This window comes from Paenibacillus litoralis, assembly GCF_046244365.1.
GTDB lineage: Bacteria > Bacillota > Bacilli > Paenibacillales > NBRC-103111 > Paenibacillus_V.
Genome location: NZ_CP176395.1, coordinates 7,522,972 through 7,539,060 on the forward strand (window position 1 = coordinate 7,522,972; position 16,089 = coordinate 7,539,060).

At 56.3% G+C, this 16,089-nt stretch carries 12 protein-coding genes; 2 read left to right on the forward strand and 10 right to left on the reverse strand.

The genetic code is table 11. The features are described from left to right. Positions 1 to 170: 170 nt before the first annotated feature. From ACKGJP_RS31680 to ACKGJP_RS31695, 4 genes are all read right to left on the reverse strand, one after another. Positions 171 to 1,928 carry an ABC transporter ATP-binding protein gene (locus tag ACKGJP_RS31680; protein WP_409342730.1) on the reverse strand — a complete coding sequence of 586 codons (1,758 nt, stop codon included), beginning with the start codon at positions 1,926 to 1,928 and terminating at the stop codon, positions 171 to 173. Then, positions 1,925 to 3,676, reverse strand: coding sequence for an ABC transporter ATP-binding protein (locus ACKGJP_RS31685; protein WP_409342731.1), 1,752 nt, complete (start codon positions 3,674 to 3,676; stop codon positions 1,925 to 1,927). Before ACKGJP_RS31685 ends, ACKGJP_RS31680 begins: the two co-directional genes overlap by 4 nt. A gap of 280 nt (positions 3,677 to 3,956) precedes the next feature. After that, on the reverse strand, positions 3,957 to 5,594 hold the full coding sequence (locus ACKGJP_RS31690; RefSeq protein ID WP_409342732.1) for a methyl-accepting chemotaxis protein: 1,638 nt from the start codon (positions 5,592 to 5,594) through the stop codon (positions 3,957 to 3,959). Between the two features lie 38 nt (positions 5,595 to 5,632). Next, positions 5,633 to 6,610: a BMP family protein gene (locus tag ACKGJP_RS31695; RefSeq protein WP_409342733.1), complete on the reverse strand. Its 978-nt coding sequence runs from the start codon at positions 6,608 to 6,610 to the stop codon at positions 5,633 to 5,635. Positions 6,611 to 6,890: 280 nt separating this feature from the next. Here ACKGJP_RS31695 and ACKGJP_RS31700 point away from each other — a divergent pair, with 280 nt between their 5' ends. Beyond that, complete coding sequence (locus ACKGJP_RS31700; RefSeq protein WP_409347306.1) at positions 6,891 to 7,343, forward strand: helix-turn-helix domain-containing protein; 453 nt, start codon at positions 6,891 to 6,893, stop codon at positions 7,341 to 7,343. A 165-nt stretch (positions 7,344 to 7,508) separates the two neighbouring features. On the opposite strand, the gene ACKGJP_RS31705 is transcribed toward ACKGJP_RS31700, so the two are convergent. From ACKGJP_RS31705 to ACKGJP_RS31730, 6 genes are all read right to left on the reverse strand, one after another. Then, a complete protein-coding gene (locus ACKGJP_RS31705) occupies positions 7,509 to 8,375 on the reverse strand; it encodes a carbohydrate ABC transporter permease (protein WP_409342734.1) in 867 nt (288 codons plus the stop codon). Positions 8,376 to 8,390: 15 nt separating this feature from the next. Continuing rightward, a complete protein-coding gene (locus ACKGJP_RS31710; RefSeq protein ID WP_409342735.1) occupies positions 8,391 to 9,263 on the reverse strand; it encodes a carbohydrate ABC transporter permease in 873 nt (290 codons plus the stop codon). Between the two features lie 172 nt (positions 9,264 to 9,435). Continuing rightward, positions 9,436 to 9,897, reverse strand: coding sequence for a hypothetical protein (locus tag ACKGJP_RS31715; RefSeq protein ID WP_409342736.1), 462 nt, complete (start codon positions 9,895 to 9,897; stop codon positions 9,436 to 9,438). A gap of 512 nt (positions 9,898 to 10,409) precedes the next feature. Beyond that, positions 10,410 to 11,741 carry an extracellular solute-binding protein gene (locus ACKGJP_RS31720; protein WP_409342737.1) on the reverse strand — a complete coding sequence of 444 codons (1,332 nt, stop codon included), beginning with the start codon at positions 11,739 to 11,741 and terminating at the stop codon, positions 10,410 to 10,412. Positions 11,742 to 11,980: 239 nt separating this feature from the next. Next, positions 11,981 to 13,522, reverse strand: a complete 1,542-nt coding sequence (locus tag ACKGJP_RS31725; RefSeq protein ID WP_409342738.1) for a helix-turn-helix domain-containing protein — start codon at positions 13,520 to 13,522, stop codon at positions 11,981 to 11,983. After that, positions 13,519 to 15,291, reverse strand: coding sequence for a sensor histidine kinase (locus tag ACKGJP_RS31730; protein WP_409342739.1), 1,773 nt, complete (start codon positions 15,289 to 15,291; stop codon positions 13,519 to 13,521). Before ACKGJP_RS31730 ends, ACKGJP_RS31725 begins: the two co-directional genes overlap by 4 nt. A 140-nt stretch (positions 15,292 to 15,431) precedes the next feature. Between ACKGJP_RS31730 and ACKGJP_RS31735 the strand changes: the two genes are divergently transcribed. After that, entirely contained in the window at positions 15,432 to 16,082 is a 651-nt protein-coding gene (locus ACKGJP_RS31735) for a transcriptional regulator (RefSeq protein ID WP_409342740.1), read from the forward strand. The last annotated feature ends 7 nt before the right edge of the window (positions 16,083 to 16,089 follow it).

Here is a 16,089-nt window from a genome sequence, read left to right on the forward strand (position 1 = left end):
AGAGGGCCATCCTGTTGCTCTCCCTCGCGGTGAGCCGACAACCCAACTGCATGGAAGCCTGTATTATTTTCGCCCACCTTCGGGCACATAGGCAGCCCAGCTGTGCCGTTTATCGCACTCAAAAAGCCTCGACCCGACTCACAACGGGACGAGGCTTCCGGGCTTGCGCCCTACTCCTCCGACCGGTTCCACAGCCGGCGCATTTCCTCGCTCGTGTCGAGCAGCTCGCGCAGCGTGCCCTCCGCTTCGATGCGGCCGTTCTTGAGCACGATGATGTGATCGGCTTGCGACAACGCCGCTTTGCGGTGCGACACGACGAGGCATGTCGCCTTGCGGGCGGCGAACAGCCGCTGCCACAGCTTCTGCTCGGTTTCCACGTCGAGCGCGCTGGACAGATCGTCGAACACGAGCAGCTCGGCGCCGCGAACGAACATGCGCGCAGCCGCCGTACGCTGCGCTTGACCGCCCGACAGCTTTACGCCGCGCGGACCGATCACGGTTTCGAGGCCTTGCGGCAGATTCGCCAGATCGCTCTCCAGCACGGCCGCGTGAACCGCTTCCTGGAGCGCGGCATCGTCGCCCTCCAGCCCCAGCTGGATGTTCCGCTGCAGCTTATCGCTGTACAAGCGCGGCACCTGCGGCGTATAGGCGCTGCGCGGCGGGACGAAAAAGTCGCCCGGCTCCGCGACCGTGCCGCCGTTCCAGCGGATGTCGCCGCCGTCCTTCGGCAGCAGTCCTAGCAGCGTGCGGACGAGCGTCGTTTTGCCCGAGCCGATTCGTCCGGTCACTACCGTGAACGAATGCCGCGGAATGTGCAGATCGACATTCTCGATGCCACGCCCAGTACCCGGATAACGGTACGTGAGTCGCGTTGCTTCGAGGAGCTCAAGCCGATCCCCTTCCTGCACCGCCGGCTGCTCCGGCGGGGGAAGCTCGCCCCGCAAATACAGCGGATTGGCCTCCGCCAGCTTCTCGGCCGGCGCGCCCTGCAGCAAAGCGATCATCCGGTCTTTGGAAACCTCGCTTTGCTTGTAATAGGCGATAAACTTGCCGAAGTTTTGAATGAATTGGGTAACGAACGTCAAGTAATAGACGAACAGAGCGAAGTCGCCGACCGTGAAGCTGCCGTCCTGCATCGATTGCGCCGCAAGCAGCAGAATGAGCCCGGTCCCGATATTAACCGTATTCGTGAAGACCGAATCCAGCAGCTGCGTAAACATTTTATCCTTGACGATCGAGTGCCGCCTGCGGTCGTTCAACTGCTTGAAGCGGCCGATCATCCGGTCCTCGGCGCCGGCAACCTGAATCGCCTGCACGTTGCCGAACATTTCGCTGATCGCCCCCGTCACCTGGCTTGTCGCTTCGCGGCTCGCCGCACGGTACTTCTGCAAGCGGGCGGTCGACAGCTGGGCTAGCGTCACGACCACGACCAGCGGCATGAACACCCAGATCGTCAACTGGGCGTTGATATCGATGAGAATGGCGAACGAGACGGCCGCGAAAACGAGCATCCCGAACGCGTCGACGGACCAGCTTACCGCCTCCTCCACCTGCTCCACGTCGTCCCGGAAGCTGCTGATCGCTTCCCCCGGCGAGCAGGGAATCGCCCTTGCCCCCGGCTCCTTGAGCACATGCTTCAGCATGTTGCGGCGGAGCAGCGCGCCGATCCGGAAGCGGAACTGGACGTCCGTTATGAAGCCGAAAATGATCAGGATCGAGCGCCCGACAGCGGCCGCGATCAAGAGAGCAATAACGGCGCCGACGCTAAAGCCGTAAGCCGAGCTTCCGGTCAGCGTGTCGAAAAATTGCTTGGTTATCCATCCCGGCGCAATCGGCGCCAAATAAATGAGCGTCCACGCTATCGCATTTCCTATATACAAGACAGGCCGGTAGCGGAATAATCGCAAGAGAAACGAAAACGTGCTCATGCCAACACCTCCTCCATGCCGGTCGCCAACATGCGGCTGAACCGCGTGTTCCCGTCCCCGGCAAGCGTCCGGCGGTCGCCGTGCTCGGCGATGCGGCCCTGCTCCAGCACGAGAATATCGTCCACGCGCTGAATGGTGGCAAGCCGGTGCGCGATGATGATGCAGGTGCGGTTATGAAGCAGCTTGCTCACCGCCGCCTCGATCTTCTGTTCCGTCACCGGGTCGAGACGCGATGACGCCTCATCGAGGATGACGAGTCCGGGATCGGAAAGAAAGACGCGCGCAAAGGCGAGCAGCTGCGCTTCCCCGGCTGAAAGCCCCCCGCCGCCCGATTCGAGCATCGTGTCGAGTCCTCCCGGCAGCGAGCGGTACCAGTTCCCCAGCCCCAATTCCTCGAGCACCTCCACAATGTTCCCGTCGGCGATCGAATCGTCGAAGAAGGTCAGGTTATCCCTCACCGTACCCTGAAAAATTTCAATCTGCTGCGTCACCATGCCGACGCGCTGCCTTACCTCGCGGACATACGGATCGCGGATATCGACGCCGCCCAAATAGATGCCGCCTTCGCGCGGATCGTAAAACCGGAGAAGCAGACGCGCAAGCGTCGTTTTGCCGCTGCCGGTGCGGCCAAGCACGCCGAGCGAGCGGCCGGGCCGAAGCTCGAAATCGATGCTGCCGAGCGTCGTCGCATTGTCTTCGTATCCGAACGTCACGCGGTCGAAACGAACCGACAGCGCGCCTGGAGGCAGCTCCGCTCCCGTTCCCTCGCGAATCGCCGACTCCGTCCCCAGCAGCTCCTGCACCCGTACGATACTGGCGTCCGCCTTTTGCAAATCCTCCATCTGGGTACGTATCTTTTCAATCGGTTTGGCCAGCAGCTCCGTGTAATAGAAGATCATATACACCGTACCGATCGTCATTGCTCCCTTGTGCCACATATAGGCGCAAATGGCGAAGGCGACGGCATTGCCGATGGCGAATACGATGAGCGTCGTGATCCACATGGAGGCAAAGCCGAAAAACGCGCGGATGCGAATCGGCAGCCACTTGCGCAGCAGCTCGTGGAACCGGTGCATGACGTAGCCCGTAGCGCCGTTCGCGCGCGTATCTTCGGTGCCTTCCAAATGCTCGCCCAGAAAGCCGTAAAACTCGGCGCTCATCTGACGCATTTTGCCCCAATACGGCGCGGCGAATTTCCGGATGTATTGAATCGACCATATGGCCAGCACGACGAAAAAAAACATGCCGAGCCCGATCTGCCAGCCTTCGACGAACAACAGCACGAGGATGCCGAAAACAAGCAGAAGATTGGTCATCAGCGAAATGACGAAGCTCGAGAAAAAGTTGGCAAGCGCGTTAATGTCGCCGTCCACCCGTTCGATCAGCTGTCCGGACGTATGCCCTTTGTGAAACGACATGTCGAGCCGAAGACAGTGGGCAGCCACGTCGCCGCGGAGCTTGTTGGTTGCGAACCAGCCGACGTTCTCGCTGATGTAGGTTGCCGCTACCGTAACGCCTTGATGGATAAGGGAAACGCCGATAAACAATATAGCCGCGTATAGGAGCGCCCGCGGACGCGCCTCGGATTGCGCCGTATCGATGAAATAACGGATGATTTGCGGGTTGATCAGCTGCAGCGCGATCGTCAGAAGCAGCAGCGCCGAAAGCGCTATGATGCTCTTCCATTGGGGGCGCAAGTAGCCATAAAGCAGCTTCACATATTGGCGAAGCGGAATTTTGCGGGACATGCTCCTGTACTCCTTTCTCGGTCGCGCCTCGGGCGCACAAAGCGCTTCAGGTCTTTTATCCGTCTACTTTAGAGGATTGTTCGGAGAGCGTCAATTGAAAAAATCGTTATAATAAAGGTCAAGCGATCATCCATGGTCTTAAAAAAAATCCGCCGATTCACCCGGATACGCCGGGTAATTCGAACGGATTTTTAGGGCTGCCTGCCGTGCCGCTTACTGCCGGCGCGCAATCGTCCCGACGCGCTCTGGGAGCTGCATACGGGGCAAAAGGTTAGCGGGGCTAACGTTTAAAGTGGTGAACCTGCTCCCGCAGCTTCTCTGCGGTTTCTGTCAGCACCGTAACGGCGGACAGCATGTCCTCTACCGAGGCAAGCTGCTCTTCCGTAGCCGCCGACACTTGCTGCGTGCCGGACGCCGATTGCTCCGCGATGCTCGCGATGACGCGAACGGATTGCTCGACCTGCTCTGCGCCGGAAACCAGCGTGCCGATATCGGCCGCCGATTCCTCCATCTGCTTCGCGACCTGCTGCACCGCGTCGCGAATATGCGCGAACGAGCCGCCGGCCGTCTGCACGGCGCCTATTCCCGTCGCAACCTCGCGGGTTACCTCGCTCATCGATTGAAGCGCCAGCTCAAGCTCGCTCCGTATCGCTTCGATTAAATCGGCGATCTGCGAGGTCGAATCCGCGGATTCCCCCGCAAGCTTGCGGATTTCCGTCGCTACGACGGCAAAGCCTCTCCCGTGCTCGCCGGCCCGCGCCGCTTCGATGCCCGCGTTCAAGGACAAAATTCGGGTCTGATTGCTCATATCGGTAATGACCGACACGATATTGCCGATCTGCTCGGAACGCTCGCCCAATCTCGCCACGATGCTTTCGAGGCTTTGCACGGTTGCGCGGATGGCGTCCATTTGGCCGGTCGTCGCCGCCATCGTTTCATTGCCTTCCGCGGCTTTCACGGAAGCGTCCGACGCCAGCTCGGCCACCTGCTCCGCATGCCTCGTGATGTTGCGCACGCTGCCCGTCATCGCTTCGATCGCATGCGCGCTGTCTTCCACGCGCTGCGTCTGGTTCTCCGCGCCAAGCGCCACCTCCTGAATCGTCTCGGCGATTTGGCGGCTCGCCTGGCTCGTCTCCGACGTTCGGACGGACATCTCCTCGGCGGAAACGGCCAGCCGGTCGGAGGTGTGCACGATTTGATCGATGAGCGCCCGCAAGCTGCTCGCTACTTTGCGGAACGACTCGGTCAATTGACCGATCTCGTCGTGCGAGCGGGAAGGCTCGATCTCAACCGTCAAATCCCCTCCCGCGAGCGTCAATGCCGCGGCGTTCAACCGTCGGATCGGGCGGATAATCCTGCGTATCATATACCATGACAGCAGGCTTGTGATGACAAGGAGGCCCGCGCTGACGAAGAACGTGATATTCGATACTTCCTGCGTCCGGACCAGGCCCTGATCGTAATACTTTTCGACTTCGTTCTTAAGCAGGTAGGAATCGTTGACGATCCCGAGCGTACGGATCGACTGGCGTTTGATCTCGGTGCCGTCATTCGCGCTCGACGCCTTGTCGAAGGCGGCCTTCAGCTCTTTAAATTTACCGCTCATGCGCGATAAAATCGCGGTTTGCTCGGCAATCGTCAGCTTCGTCTGCAGCGCATCGATCCGCTCGCCCACCCGTTTCAGCTTCTCCACCGCGTCGTAGGCGTTCGCGCCGCTCAAATTGCCGGAATAGCTGCTTAACGCAAGCTGGGCGGCTACGAGACCGCCGTTTACCTGCTCCACTTCAAGGAGCAGCCGTACGTCTTCTGCTCCCGTATCCTGAATTTGCTTAATTTCGAGGTTCATATAAACGACAACCGCAACCGCAAGGACAAGCGGAAGCAGCGCGTTGAGCAATAATTTCACGTTCAGATTCAAAAGGACACCTCATTCATTCCTTGTTTTCGCTTGCCGGGTTACTTCGAGTTCACCGTAATTTTTCCTGAAATTATGTCCTTAGTGAGGCTGTCGAGCTGTCCCTTTTCCTTCTCGCTTAACGCGGTCACCCGAACCTGCGCTAGCCCGACTCCGTTTTCTTTGAGGCCCAGCTCGATATGCTTGGTCGACAGCTTACCTTCCTTCACCAGCGTTTCGGAAATCAAGTAGATCGCCTTGTCGATATGCTTCAGCATCGAGCTGACGACCGCCTTTTCGGCTGCAAAAAACTGGTCGCTATCCACGCCGAACGCAAGTTTTCCTTTCGCCTCCGCTTCCTTGAGCGCGCCGACACCCGTAAGGCCGGCTGCCGGATAGACGGCGTCGACGCCTGCCTGAATCATTTTGCGGGCGATGGCCGTCCCTTTCTCTACGCTGCCGAAATCCTCGGCGTATTCTTCGGCAATCTGCACCTTCGGATTTACCGTCAGCGCTCCCTGCTTATAGCCGGCGCCGAACTTATGAATAAGCGGGACGTTCATTCCCCCGATAAAGCCGATCTTATTGCTTTTCGTCTTCAATGCGGCGAGCGCACCGATCAGGAAGCTTCCTTCCTCTTCCTTGAACGTCAGCGAGACAACGTTAGCCGCTTCTGAGACGCTGTCGATCAGCACGAACTGCTGGTCCGGGTATTGCTTGGCAACCTTCTCCAGGCTTTCCTGTACCATAAAACCCAGGCCGACGACGATATCGTTGCCCTGTTCGACGAGCTGCACAAGTCCCTTCTCGTAGTCGACCGTTTCGGAAATTTCTCTGTAATCGAACCGGACGTCCAGCTCGTCCCGCGCTTTGATCAACCCTTGAAATGCCGCGTCGCTGAACGATTGGTCACCGAGACCGACATCCGACAGCATGATGCCGATTTTGACCGGCTCCTTGCGTTCCGCCGTCTCCTGAGCGCCGCAGCCGGCGACGATGACAACGAACAGCAGCAAACACGCGAGTGCCTTTCTATGCACAATGATCCCCTTCCCCTTGTAGCCAAATTCTTTATGTAAGTCATTATTTGGAACGACAATAGTAGTTCTTTGCGGCACGATAAAATCCTGCAACAGAAGCGCAAAAAATGTTATTAATTGTTGAAACGTGTAGAAACGTTCGTTCTTATGATAGTGAAAACAAACAATAATATGATTGAGTATCATTTGGCGGACGCGGCACGAATATTGATATTCCTGGTTAGATGTATATCGCAAAGTGGAATGCTACACTAAGTTTGAGAGGTGTTGGCGCGTGGACATGAACATTTTGCAAGCCGTAGGAGAACGTATTCGGGACATCCGCAAACAGAACGGATACTCGCAGGAGAAGCTGGGCGAAATCGGCGGCTTCCATTTTTCGTATATCGGTCAGGTAGAACGCGGCGAGAAAAACATTTCGCTGCTAAATCTCGCCAAAATCGCTCAAGCGCTCGGCATCAACCTGCACGAGCTGTTCGCTTTTCAATCGAAGGAAGCCGAGCTCGACAGCAATCTGATCGACATTATGCAGATGCTGCAGGACAAAAACCAGCACGACGTCAAAATCATCAAGAACATCATCCGCGAAATATACGAGATCTATTCGGTCGGACAAGCGCCGGCTGCCGAGGGAGAAAGCGGAGGGCCATCGCCCATTACGTATCCCGTACCGCAGGAAGCCCGATATACCGTCAACGAACGTCCGGCCAAAAAAAGAAAAAAACGGGAGTAGCCCGGCGGCTCCCGCAAGCCAAGGATAAACGGCTTCGCCGTCTTTTGACGGCGCATTTACCGAGAAATCGAACAATCAGCGGAGCCTATACTTCCTGAGATTTGAACAAAAAGAGCAGCACAGCCTCCGATGGCCGTACTGCTCTTTTTCGTTTTGTGAAGAAAATTATCCTTTGACCGCTCCTGCGACCATGCCCTTCATGATCTGCTCTTGGAAAATCAGATAAATGACGATCGTCGGAATGACCGCGATGGACAAGGCCGCCATCGTCAGCTTATAGTCCGTCGAGTAGCCGGTGGCGAAGACGGATAGGCTGAGCGGCAGCGTTTTGAGTCCGGGCTTGCTAATGAAGACGAGCGCGAACGAGAACTCGTTCCAGAACCGCAGGAAAGCGAGGATCGCAACCGTCGACAACGCCGGAATGGACAACGGGAACATGATGCGCCAGAAAATGCCCCAATAGCCGGTGCCGTCGATTAACGCGGCTTCCTCCACTTCCTTCGGCACGCTGGTCATATACGCGGCGACGACGAAGATCGCCAGAGAGAGCTCGAATGCGGTATACGGCAAAATAAGCGCGGCATACGTGTCGAGCATATGGATTTTTTTCATCATGATAAAAAGCGGTACGAGCGTGCTGTGAATCGGAATCAGCATCCCGAGCAGGAACAGCCCCATTAAGAAGGATCTTCCGCGGAATTGGAAACGGGACAAAATGTAGGCGGCAAGCGCGCCGAGAATCAGCGTCAGCGCCATAGCCGCAACGGTTACGATAAACGAGTTGATGATCGAAGTGCCCATCGCGGACACCTTCCACGCCCGGGTGAAGTTCTCCAGATGCCATTCCGTCGGAAGCGAAAAAGGCTTGGCGTAAAAATCGTCGTTCGATTTGAACGCGCTGGTGAACAGCCAGAACAGCGGGTACAGCGTGACGAGGGCATAGCCGGTCAGCAGCACGTTGATGATGCCCGTCCGGACTTTGCGCGCGCGCACCTCGGACTGTGCGGATTTCAATGCAAGGGTTTGGCTCATCGCTGGCACTCCTTTCTACCGTTTCTTTTTCATGAGGAACTGGCTGCCGACGATCAAAACAAGGCTGATCACGATAATCAGCGTCGAAACCGCGCTTCCGTAACCGAACCGGTATACGGTAAACGTACTGTTATACATATAGGAGGCAAGCAGTTCGGTCGAATGCGCCGGGCCCCCGCCCGTCATGACGTAAATAAGATCGAACGCCTTCAAGCTGCCGGATATGCAGAGCACGATGGCGACTTTGATCGTATCCCAAATCATCGGGAGCGTAATGGCAAAAAGCTTGCGCGACGGGCTGGCGCCGTCGATTTTGGCGGCGTCGTTGATCTCGCCCGGAATGTTCTGAAGTGCGGCGATAAACATAATTAGATACGGACCAATATAGTTCCAGATGAGCGGCACCATAAGCGCGTACATCGCGATTTTCGGTTCGGATAGCCAGGCCCGCTTCCACGAGTCCAAGCCGACTTGTTCCAGAAAGAAGTTCACAATCCCGATCTGCGGGTTATAAATGTAACTCCAAATGATCCCTACTACGACGGCGGAAAGCACCATCGGCATGAAGACGGATGCCCGGACAAAGCGTTGAAACATCGTACCTTTGGTCAAAACAAGCGCCAGCAGCAGCGCGATCGGGACTTGCCCGAAAATCGAAGCGGCGACGACAATCAGGTTATTTTTGAACGACAGCCAGAATACTTCGTCCTTAAGCGCTTCCGCGTAGTTGCCGAAGCCGATAAATTTGGCGGTTCCGAGCCCTTTCCAGTCGAAAAAGCCGTAATACGCCGACCAAAAAATCGGAACGACCGCAAACACCAGATAGATCACAAGCGCAGGAAGCAGGCCGAACGTAATAAAGCCTCTTAAACGCGCAGACGATGTCATACACACACATCCTTTCTAAAAATCCTTCAAAGGATTTTCGATCCCCCTAAATCCCCCTTTCCACAGCGCTTCGACTTCGAGTTGTACAGAATCGAAGCGCTAAGGGGGACCCCAAGGGCTCCCAGCCCTCTGGACACCCGGAATACCACTACCGTTCCTTCGAAATTACGTGCTAGTTCCAGCATCTTAACCGCTTCCGTCCCCCATTGCCTGCGGCAACGTCGGACACGCTCGGCGGCGTGCTTAGCAAAGGCGAGCGGCGCAGCAGACGTGCCTCTTTCCCGCTTGTCGTCCGATCGTTGCCTGGGGCAACAACGGACACGCTCGACTGCGTGCTTGGCAAAAGCGAGCGGCGCATCTTGTGTGCCTCTTCCCCGCTTGTCGTCCGTACGTTGCCTGATGCAACGACGGACACGCTCGGCAGCGTGCTTAGCAAAGGCGAGCGGCGCAGCAGACGTGCCTCTTCCCCGCTTGTCGTCCGTACGTTGCCTGCGGCAATGTCGGACACGCTCGACGGCGTGCTTGGCAAAGGCGAGCGGCGCAGCAGACGTGCCTCTTCCCCGCTTGTCGTCCGATCACTGCCTGGGGCAGCGACGGACACGCTCGGCGGCGTGCTTATCTCGGAGTTCATCATCTCCGAGATGGGCTTCCATCTTTTTCACCTTTCCCTTTAGCAGGAAGCGCGGGGAAAAGGGTGGGTTAATAATGACGAAATCAGCTCCTCTCCGAAGAGCTGATTTCGTGTGGGACGCTGCGGGAGCGTCATGTATTGGAGCGGAGGGAGGGGAAGCGGTTCTCCCTATCATGACTTGAGCGAAACGTTATTTGGAGCGAAGCGAGGAAAACATGGTCTGACGGCGAGTTTTGGCTTTGGATTCCTACCGCGCCCCGGAGGGGCTCTTCTAATCAGAGGAATCCGGTAGGGGTCCCCGCAAAGTAATCGGAATAAGCTTCATAGCTGCTCTTCACTTTGTGGGGTCCAGCTGGATGTTTGAGGTGGAGGAAGGCCATGTTTTCTTCGCGCAGCGGCGAATCGGTTTGCTCAAGCTAGCTAGCTAGCTAGTAGTACCGCTTCCCCTCACGGAGCGCCGTTTTGACGCTAACTCAGTCTTTAACCGCAATCAGCTCAATAAAGAGCTGATTTCATCATTTACCCAACCCTTTTACTTGCGCTTCCTGCAGCTTCTTCGCGATATCCTCAGGCTTGCCACCCATAAGCAGCTCCTGCAGGCCGTTGTTGATGGCGTCGGCGCCGACGGACGTCAGAACCGCGTCGTAAACCGGCGTTCTTTTGATACCGTTGACGAGCGTGTATACTTCCGCGAACAACGGGGAAACTTTTGTTTTATCCAGCTCGGCTTTGAAGCTGATCAGCTGGCTGCTGTCGAGCGTCGCTTTTTGCGCAGCCGGACCGGACAGCGCGTAGATCAGATCGAATGCCGCATCCTTGCGTGCGCCGTCTTCGACTTTTTTGCTCAAGCCAAGACCGGTTCCGACAACGCCGGACGTCGTGTTCGGATCGCCCTTGCCGCCTGGGATCGACGGAAGCACGGTTGCGCCCATCTTCTCGATCGCTTCCTTCGACGAGTTGGCTGCCAAGTTCGTCAGCGCCCAGCCGCCGTCGATCATCATCGCCGCTTTGCCTTGCGCGAACATTTGCTCCATTTGCGTATTGTCGATGCTGTTGAAGCCGTCTTGGAAGGCGCCTTCTTTGCCCAGCTGCTGAAGGTACGTCAGGGCTTGAACGAATTCCGGATCCGTGAACTTCGCGCCGTTCTGCGCAGCCGCTTTAATAAACCATTCCGAACCGGTTACACGGTCGGCAAGGGAGCTCAGGATACTGGATTGTGCGAGCCATGCCGCTTTGTTGCCGAGTGCGATCGGCGTAATTTTCGCTTTTTTGAATACGCTGACCGCATTCAGCATTTCGTCCCACGTTTTCGGCGGTTTCAGTCCTTGCTGTTCAAACAGCGTTTTATTATAGTAGAGAATCGACGTCGGCGAGAGGCCCATAGGGGCGCTGTACGTTTTGCCGTCGATCGTGTAGTCGTCGAACGAATTCGGCAGAAAGCCGTTTTTCCAATCCGCTTTGCTGTCCAGCAAGCCGTTGATCGGCTGGATCAGGTTGCCGCCTACGAACTCTTTGGTCATCGTACCCGGCCACATGACGAAAAGATCGGGCATTTCGGCAGCTGCAGCCGCTGTTTTGAGACGCGCTTTGTAACCGTCCGGAGGAATCGCTTGCACTTCAAGCTCAACGTTCGCGTGATCTTTCTGGTACTGCTCGATGATGCCGCGCATCGCTTTGGCGCGCAGGTCGTCACCCGTATAGTTGTGCCAAAGGGACAGCTTCACTTTTTGGGCAGCGGGCTTGTCGCCTTGCTTGTTTGTCGTTTCGTTGCTTCCGCCGTTGCCGCAAGCCGCAAGCAGCGAAGCGCCTACCGTCAGCGTCAGTCCGATCTGAAGTGCACGTTTCATGTGATGACCTCCTTGGTTTTTGAGCCAGCCGCAGCTTGTTAAGAGCTTTGTAAGCGGTTAGCTTTTCTGTCTGTCTCCAGTATAGGGGACGGCGCCGCCCGGCAAAACGGGACATCCTTCAGCACTAGGGTAGACAAAATTCGGCTCCTCATTCTGGAGGCCCCCCCGCGAAGGAATCGGAATTAGCGCAAAGCAAAAAGAGAAGCGCCGCAACGCTTCGCTTCTCTTTACGGGGTATGCTATAGCGTGTTCATTTTCATTTGGCGGTATTCGGAAGGGGTCTGGCCGGTTTGCTTTTTGAAAAGCTGGCTGAAATATTTGATATCCTCGTACCCGACGAGGCCGGCGATATCGCTTACCTTGGCGGTCGTCGTCGCAAGCAGCTCGCAAGCGCGGTTCATCCGTTCGCGGGTGAGGTACTCCAAGTAATTCAATCCCGTCTCACGCTTGAACACCTCGCTGAAATGGTTCGGGTTAAGATGCACCTGCTTAGCCACCTGCTGAAGGGTAATCGACTTATCCAGATTGTCCTGCATGTAGGCGATGGCCCGGGGAATGTAAGATGTCCGGTCTTCTCCGATTTCCTTGTGGTACGCGGTCATGACGGCATGAAGCTGCTTAAAAAGGGCTTCCTCCGGCTTTCCTTCCGTCTCGAAGGACGTCTCGGCGGACGGCGCCGTCCGGCCTGAAGCCGCTGCAGCCCGTTCCAGCCAGCGATGTGCGGCGATGACGACCGACTGCAGGAAGGCGCGAAGCGACTGGGGCGTTACCTGCGGTTCCGCAAGCTGACGGCCTACCGTTTGATTGACCCACAAACGCAGCTCCGCTTGATGATCCCGCATAAGAATCGCCGAAAGCTCCGACTCCTCTTCCTTGGAGCATACGGTTCTGCCGCCTTTGCGCCCCTTCAGCTCGCGATAGTCGAATATGCCGCTGGCTTCCGGCAGGACATGGAAAGCATGGGCGTAGTCCGCCTCTTTGTAGGAACGATGAAGCTCGCGGTAATCGCCGACCGCAGAACCGACCGCGACGAACAGGACGCATTTTAGCGTTGCCTCGATTCTTACGATCAAGGAAGGCAGATTCATGCCCGTCCCCTCGTCTTCCCGCACGATGACGGCCAGCCGCTCCCTTTCCATCAGCGTCTCGCAAGCGAGCAGCTCGCTGACGATATTGTCGACGGCGAACAGCAGCAGGTTCTCGCCGCCGGACGACTGCCTCCAGCCCGTTGCGCTCACCAGGATGATCTTGTAAACCGTACGCATGCCGGCGGATACCTTGTCCATCCCCGCCGAGGGGAGCTGAGCAGCCAAACCGGGATCATCGACGCCCTCGATTACCAAACGCTCCAGCATCCTTTTACGGAATACCGCTTGCTGGATGGAGCCCTGCTTCTTCGCTTGCCATTTCTCCTGCAGCCGCTGCTTGGCCTTGAGCGCCGCCTTGATGATTTCCTCGGGACGGCTCATTTTCAGCAAATAGTCGCTTACACCTTCCCGAATCGCCTGCTGCGCATATTTAAAATCGTCATAGCCGGTCAAAATAATAATTTCCATATCGGGAAAAAGCTTTTTGGCCTCGGCAGCCAGCTCCAGGCCGTCCATCCCGGTCATCCGGATGTCCGTCATCATTATATGCGGCTGCTCGTCCGGAATGCGTCGCAGCGCTTCCTCGGCGGAAGCGGCCGCCGGCAGCAGCTCGAGACCGAGCTCCTTCCAGTTGATAACCGTGCTTAAGCCGGTTCGAATAATCACTTCGTCGTCTACGATCAAGAGTCTCATCTTGCCGCCTCCTTCCACAGCGGGATCGCGAATTCGATGCGTGTCCCCTTCCCTTCTTCGCTGGCAATGCTTAATCCGGCTTCGTCGCCGTAATGCAGCACCAGCCTCTGATGCACATTGCGCAAGCCATAGCTGCCGTACGTGTTTTGGACGTGACGCGGCTTTTCTTCCCGGATGCCGAGCTGACCGCGAATTTCCTGCAGCTTGGACGCATGCATCCCGGCCCCCGTATCCTCCACCACGAACCTCATCGCCTCGTCCTTCAGGTGCCCGTATACATAGATGTTACCCATTCCGTCCTTTTTCTGGATACCGTGAATCATCGCATTCTCGATCAGGGGCTGGAGCAGCAGCTTCAGCATCGGCCTCTCTTCAAGCTCGGGATCGATAAAGAATTGGATATCGAACTTGTCCGGAAACCGGATCGATTGAATCCGGGCATAGTTCTGGGCGTGGGCGACCTCTTGGCGAACGGGGCAGAACTCCTCGCCCTTGTTCAAGCTGAACCGCAGAAAATCGCTCAGCGACCCGACCATCTCGGCGATCTTCATATCCTGGTTCATCAGCGCGATCCAATGAATCGAAGACAGCGTGTTGTACAGAAAATGAGGGTTGATTTGCGCCTGAAGCGCTTGCAGGTCGGCTTCCTTTTTGAGCGCCTCGTTCAGCATCACCTGTTCCTTGAGACGCATGATTCGTTCGCTCAGCTTGTTGTAGCTGCGGATCAGCTGCCCCACCTCGTCGGGCGTCGTGACCTCGTAGGTCGGCATCGGGTTGTCGGGATTGGCATCTTTCAAATAATGCGTAAGGGCGACAAGAGGCTTCGTGATGCGCTGCACGAAAAACAGCACGAGTCCGGCGATCAGCATAATCGCCACGCCAACCGCAGCGGCGGTTAGCAGCAGAACGTAATTGTTCTGGGCCCGGTATTCGTTGTAGGGGATAATACCGACGATTTTCCAGCCGACGTTCGGCATCGTCTTGTACAGAATCGTTTTTTTCTGCTCGCCTGACCCGTAATTCGTAGATCCCAGCGCTTCTTCCATCCCCGCCATGCCTGGAAAAACGTCCGTTACCGGCGCGTTGCGCCATTTATCGTCGCCCCCGGAAATGATCCGGTCATCCGGCCCGAGCAGTAAAACCGTCCCGCCTCCGACCAGCCTTAGCTCGCGCAAATTTTTGCTTACCGCATCGAGATCTATGCTGATCGCCACCTTGCCGATCTCCCCGAACGTGTTATAGTTCCGGATCGGGCGGTACAAGGAAACGACCCGTTTGAGCCCGGAAGCGGTTATATTTTCGTACGGCGTCGTCCACGCCCGCTCCTTCCCCTCGTAGAGCTGCGGGTTTTGCTGCAGCGCTTTGTGAAGACCGGACTGGAAGATCGTCATATTGGACAGAGGAGCCGAGCCGTCCTTCGGGAATATCGTAATATCGGATATATAATTTTTGGAAAAGACCAAATTGGACAGAAAGGCGATCAGCAAGGTCGAATTGACCGCATTCGGCTCGTCGCCGTTCAAATACCGCTGAAAGTCGCGCTGACCGATCAGAAAAATGGACATGTTCTCCACGTCCTGAATCATGAATTGCAGGTTTGTTTCAAGCTGGCGAAGCGTGTTCATGCCCGATTCCTTCGCTTTCTCCTCGGTCACGGACGCCGCGATGCGGTACGATACGAAGCCCAGCAGCAGCAGCGGCAGCAAAATGGATCCAAGCAGCAAGAATGACAGCTTTCTTTTTAGCGATTTTCCTACCCAGCCGCCCATTCGTTTCCCTCCTAATCGTAACGTAGGAACATGTTACCATACTTTTTTTTAGCACAACAAACTTTTTGTTTGACATCGAAGAAGAGGATGTTTACTATCGAAAGCATAAGCACCTACTTGCCTTTGAAAGGAGCGAAGGAATGGAATCCGTCCAAGACGAGCATGAGTTTCTAACTAGCCTGGTTAAAGGAATCGCGGCGCAATTCGGCGACAACTGCGAGGTGGTGCTGCATGATTTGAAGCGCCCCTATGAAAGCACGATCATTGCGATCGAGAACGGCCACATCACCGGCAGAAAAGTGGGCGATCCCGGCACCAATCTCGGACTGGAGATATTAAACGGCAGCGTGCAAGACGGCAACCGGTTCAACTACATTACGCAGACGAAGACCGGGCGTATTTTGCGATCCAGCTCGCTTTATATGAAGGACAGCAAAGGACAAACAATCGGTTCGCTGTGCGTCAACTATGATATCACCGACTTGATGATGGCGGAAAGAACGCTGCAATCGCTTACGGCGAACGGTCTGCAATCGGAAGTGAAAGAGTCGTTCGTCACCAACGTGAACGATCTACTCGACGCGCTGGTGCAGGAAACGCAGGAACATATCGGACGTCCTGTCGCCGCCATGACCAAGGATGACAAGGTCAAATTCATCCAGCTGCTTGACGAGAAAGGCGCCTTCCTGATCAAAAAAGCGGGCGAAAAAATTTGCGGGTATTTAAACATTTCCAAATACACGTTATACAGCTATCTCGAAGAATCCAAATCGACCGAAACGGGAGCGTGAGCATCGG

Bases quoted from the DNA above. Each gene is read 5' to 3' on its own strand.
- ACKGJP_RS31685 (WP_409342731.1), bottom strand. From the start codon at position 3,676: ATGTCCCGCAAAATTCCGCTTCGCCAATATGTGAAGCTGCTTTATGGC.
- ACKGJP_RS31705 (WP_409342734.1), bottom strand. From the start codon at position 8,375: ATGAGCCAAACCCTTGCATTGAAATCCGCACAGTCCGAGGTGCGCGCG.
- ACKGJP_RS31710 (WP_409342735.1), bottom strand. From the start codon at position 9,263: ATGACATCGTCTGCGCGTTTAAGAGGCTTTATTACGTTCGGCCTGCTT.
- ACKGJP_RS31730 (WP_409342739.1), bottom strand. From the start codon at position 15,291: ATGGGCGGCTGGGTAGGAAAATCGCTAAAAAGAAAGCTGTCATTCTTG.
- ACKGJP_RS31725 (WP_409342738.1), bottom strand. From the start codon at position 13,522: ATGAGACTCTTGATCGTAGACGACGAAGTGATTATTCGAACCGGCTTA.
- ACKGJP_RS31700 (WP_409347306.1), top strand. From the start codon at position 6,891: ATGAACATTTTGCAAGCCGTAGGAGAACGTATTCGGGACATCCGCAAA.
- ACKGJP_RS31680 (WP_409342730.1), bottom strand. From the start codon at position 1,928: ATGAGCACGTTTTCGTTTCTCTTGCGATTATTCCGCTACCGGCCTGTC.
- ACKGJP_RS31720 (WP_409342737.1), bottom strand. From the start codon at position 11,741: ATGAAACGTGCACTTCAGATCGGACTGACGCTGACGGTAGGCGCTTCG.
- ACKGJP_RS31735 (WP_409342740.1), top strand. From the start codon at position 15,432: ATGGAATCCGTCCAAGACGAGCATGAGTTTCTAACTAGCCTGGTTAAA.
- ACKGJP_RS31715 (WP_409342736.1), bottom strand. From the start codon at position 9,897: ATGATGAACTCCGAGATAAGCACGCCGCCGAGCGTGTCCGTCGCTGCC.